Origin of the sequence: Candidatus Ichthyocystis sparus (assembly GCF_900078745.1) — a bacterium.
Taxonomy (GTDB): Bacteria; Pseudomonadota; Gammaproteobacteria; order Burkholderiales; family 2013Ark19i; genus Ichthyocystis; species Ichthyocystis sparus.
The window spans coordinates 1-3,225 of record NZ_FKII01000066.1; the positions used below are offsets into that span (position 1 = coordinate 1).

Here is a 3,225-nt window from a genome sequence, read left to right on the forward strand (position 1 = left end):
ATAGATTCCATCTCTCTACGTATAGCACGGTCCAACTCCAACAAAAAATTTAGCAAATTACCTTTGTCATCCGATAATACTTGAATTTTAGAAAGAGAACGTATGAAATCAGAGCGGTGCTCAGCATAGTACTCACCAAAACACCTGGACACAAAGCTAACCTCACACGTCGCCTTGTAGGTCCTGTACCAAATAGCTCTTTCAGTCACTGAAAGCTTATCACTTATTTCTGGTGGAAACTGTTTGCTTACCATGTCTTCATAAATACTTCTGGCAAGTGCACCAACTTTAGAAAAGAGATCTTTAATCATTAGAGCGCACCCAGGAAGTACCATAGCACATAGTGAAGCACAATCTAGAGCAGCAACAGATTTTTGAGCAGAAAACCTCCACCCACCACTCTCAGCAGCCACCACCTTGCCCGTAGCAACAGATGAAGAAGAAACGGCAATAGAAGTACCTCGTCTTTGGGCAAGAGCCTTACCTATAAGTACCCTACCTCTACCCAACCTAGTACTCCTCACCCTCTTACCTACAGTAGTAGCAGTAATTGAAGTAGTAGTGGCTGAAGAAGAACTAGGCAGCATCTCAGATTGAGTACATGGAACAGTGCTACTTCCTGAATCCGCAACCTCAACTGCAGATTTACTACCACTTCCCGACATCTCTCCTTTAAGTATCGCACGTCTTCTACTTCTTGTTGTGTAATATCTTTGAGAAATTGGAAGTGCTACTACAGGAACACCAACAACATCGAGGACTCTAATAAAATCTTTGCAACTAAGAGTACTCAATGATTCACCTTCTAGTTCAGAAAGAATTTCACCTACCAACCCATCCCACTCCGAGTTAAATATAGACAAAACTACCTCACGAATAGCACAATCTAGTCTAGATAAAAAATCTAGTAACATAGCTCCACTTAACGGCACCAGCCTAGGATCAGTGGCACTTCTCGATAGTACTAGAACACTACCAAGAGCACGTATAAAATTGGGGTAATACTTATAGTGATACATACAAGACAACTTACACATAAATTTAGACAGATGCAGTTCCTTATAGGTTTTAAAACAAATAGCTTCCCTAACCACCGTAAGTTCACTACTCAATACCGTTGAGATATAATTGATCATAGAATACGATAAAGACTTTTTGGCAAATCTACGAACTCCTTGAAAGATTTTATTAATTAATTCAGCACTATCAGGATGTAACTCAATACCAGGCAAATCAACACACTGAATAGACAGTGAAACACAAGGGGAGGGAGAATAAATTGCAGAAGAGGCCAAGGTATCCGCTGCCTCAGAAGAAATAGGTGGTATCCCAACAGCAGAAAGAACAACCCCTGTATCAGTGCTGGTAGAAACAGAAACACCATCATCCTTGTGCACTTTAGCTGCAATCAGATCAGAAGAAACTCCAACATAAGACAACAGAGTCAATTCGGAAGTTGCACCAGAAGCCTCTCCTGGTGGAAACGAAGGTTCTGCTCGTGACTCAGATTGAGAATGCAAACTAGATAACAATTCAGTATGATGCTGAGATGGTAATGATTGGGAACCGGAAGGGGAAGAGTGTGCAAGATCAGCGGCACTAACCCCCGATGCCGCACACTCAACCGTAACTTTACTTCTTGCAAGACCCTTTCTTCTTGCATTTTCTGCCATAGTCATCAACATCGGCGACATTGCTAATGGTGGAATATCGGCAATGTCGAGGACGTTGATAAAATCTTTACAACTAACAGCACTCAAAGACTCTCCTTCCAGAGTAACAGAAACTTCACTCCAACAAGAGCCAAAAACAGACTTTATCCTATTATGTATAGCACCATCTAGTCTCGACAAAAAATCTAACAACCCACCTCCAGCTAATGGCACTACATTACGATCAGGAGAATTAGATAATACTTGAATGCTAGGAAGAGCACGTATAAAACCAGGGCGGTGCTTATAGTGGTACTCGCGGAGACATTTGTACACAAAACTATCTTCACACATCAGTCTATAGGTAAAGTGCCAGATACCTCGCCCAGTCACGGTAAGTTTGTCACTCACATCTGATGGGAGCTGTTTGGCTACCACGCTCCTATAAATACGTCTAGCCAACGCATCAGCTTTAAGAAATATACCTTCAACTACTTGAGCGCTCTCAGGAGATAAAGCAACACCCAGCGAACTTAAAACATCCAAATCAGCAACAGCGGCTAATTTTTGAGCAGAACCCCTACCCCTACCCCTAGTAGAACCAGCTCCCTTAACTGTAGTAGTAGCTGAAGAAGAAACAGCAATAGAAGTACCAAGTTTTTTGGCAGGAACTTTACCTTTACCCCCAGCACTCACTCCCTTACCTACAGCAGCAGTCGAAGCAGCTGGAGCAGTAACCTCAACTTGCTGCAAATCACCACCCTGTACAGTACCTCCCTTGTTGGCGCCATCATCCTCGCTATCTGGGGCACCAACAAAAGCAGCGGCACTACTGGTTACAGATGATACAGGATACATAACAAGCTCTCTTTATATTTATTATTTGTCATCTATTACTTTATCAACTCACACAAAAGAGAAGCAAGCACAGCCCAACAACTAAACGCACTCAACACCACAAATAGGGAACATAATCGGAGACGAAGCCGCACGTTATCACCATCGTGCTTCAAATTATTGCGCTTCAATCAGTTAAACAATCCACACACCAACCCCACACACAGAGTCACGATGATAGATGGTAACTTGTATATAACCCAAAAAAAACAAATATTTACGTACAATAAATAACAATTAATTGCATAAACAAAGTATCAATATAGTACACCTATTGTAATTACTTAACTGAAAATTTAACAAAAGTACATCAATGGAATGTGCGCAACAACATTCTTACCAGCAAAAATCAACAAATATTTTATGTTAAAAGCAGCAAAATAAATTAAATTAACAACGGAATAATATATATGGCAGTTAACCAACAACCAACACCATACGAATAAGACAAGTAGGCATACTATGAATTACGTAAAACAACCATTGTATACAAGATCAGCTCTCGTACGAATGTTCTAAAACACTATCTGCAGTGTACTTAAAATGCAAATTCCATCAATTAAATAAAAAAATACAAGTATCGATCGATGCTACGAGTAGTACAGTACCTTTGTAGTTTATACAAAGGTCGTACAAACCTTGAAAAATCATGTATCACGTGCAACATAGACATTCA

At 40.5% G+C, this 3,225-nt stretch carries 1 protein-coding gene; it reads right to left on the reverse strand.

The window, feature by feature from the left end:
* On the reverse strand, positions 1 to 2,510 hold a 2,510-nt coding region (locus A6733_RS07180), incomplete at its 3' end, for a hypothetical protein (protein WP_141663482.1).
* Between the last annotated feature and the right edge of the window lie 715 nt (positions 2,511 to 3,225).